2 protein-coding genes are annotated in these 1338 nt (G+C 60.5%); both read right to left on the bottom strand.

From position 1 onward, the window contains the following. Window positions 1-703: rhomboid family intramembrane serine protease (locus AAFO90_RS24875; protein WP_347511188.1), on the bottom strand; the 703-nt coding region annotated here is incomplete at its 3' end. A gap of 76 nt (window positions 704-779) precedes the next feature. Next, window positions 780-1115, bottom strand: a complete 336-nt coding sequence (locus AAFO90_RS24870; protein WP_234994812.1) for a hypothetical protein — start codon at window positions 1113-1115, stop codon at window positions 780-782. Between the last annotated feature and the right edge of the window lie 223 nt (window positions 1116-1338).

Below are 1338 nucleotides of genomic sequence, written 5' to 3'. Positions count from 1 at the left end.
ACATGGCGCCATCGGCTATCGGCCGCCGCAAGAAGTGGAGGAAACTTTCTACGCAAGCATAAACGCTCTTGATCACGTCGCCTAAGTTTTGAACAAAAAACTCTCCGGCAAACCCGGGGCGGTTCATAGCGCCGAAGAGATGCGCCTCCCACGACACGCCGGGTTGGCCCGGAAGAACGCCCCAGAGAATAGAGCCATAGAGGACACCGACCACCAGCGCCGCGCCCAGCGTGATCGGAGAGCGATCCACAAGACCGCGCGCGATGAGGAAGCCAAACCAGCCGAAGATCAGCCCCGACGCACCGATATGGATCGCCGAGCCGCCGAACAACCACACGAGACCGCCCCCTAGGCCGATCACCACGGCGTTCACCGACAGCAAGCCTCGCGTGGTCGTTGCCACCAGCAGCCCACCCATCACCAGGAGCGGCGGCGTATTGGCCATCAGGTGCGAGAAACTCCCATGCAGGAGGGGCATAGCGATGACACCATCCAACCCGCTGCCGTGCCTGGGGATCAGGCCGAAGGCCGGGTTCAGGCCGTAGCCGGTGATCCAATTGACGACTTGGATCGCCCAGAGCAGCGCGACAAAAGCGGCAAGCGCCGCGGTGCGCCGGAAGAAGACGCGCATGTGATCCCAGTTCATCATGTTGGCGACAGTAGTCGTCCCCACAGCGCCTTCAACGGCTTTCGCGCGCTGCACAGGGTGCCACCTCCGGGAAAGGGGATTCGCGGCGGCCAACCTCGGTAGGGCTCAAGCCAAGAGAATGGCTCCGATCTTACACGGTGTTCCCAGGCCGCAGCGGCATGATTTCACGCTCGGGGCGCTTCAACGCTTCGGCATATTTGCGGGCATTGTCATCGATCGTGCTGTGCCAGAGCTTCGAGACGAACGCCCGGGCGTCTTGCACCGTCATGTCCTTCAGCGAAGAGGACAGCGCCATGAAGAGCTCATCCTCGCTGATCGCGGCGGCATAGTGCATGGCGTCCGCGTAAAATGAAGGGTCGTTCAGGACCTGTTGGCTTAGCGGCATCAGCGCGAGGTTCTCTTCCGGGATCGCCATGAAGATCGTGTCCTGCAGGTCGGTCAGATACGCACGCCGCGAGGTGGACACCGGCTTTCCTGCTGCCTGGGGTCTGCTCCGGCTCAGTGCAAAATCCTACGTTCTCATGAGCGTTTTCATGTTTCCTGACACTATGAGACTACCCCGCTCTCATGAGCGTTTTCATGTTTCCTGACACTATGAGACTACCCCGCTGACACGGGATGGTCAAAGATGTAGCCTGTACAGGCGCTGGAGACGGTAGGCCGAACCGATGGTTATCATGCTCTCATCC

Origin of the sequence: Phaeobacter sp. CAU 1743 (assembly GCF_039839315.1) — a bacterium.
Taxonomy (GTDB): domain Bacteria; phylum Pseudomonadota; class Alphaproteobacteria; order Rhodobacterales; family Rhodobacteraceae; genus Phycobacter; species Phycobacter gallaeciensis_A.
This window is presented reverse-complemented; position numbering and strand designations above follow the sequence as displayed.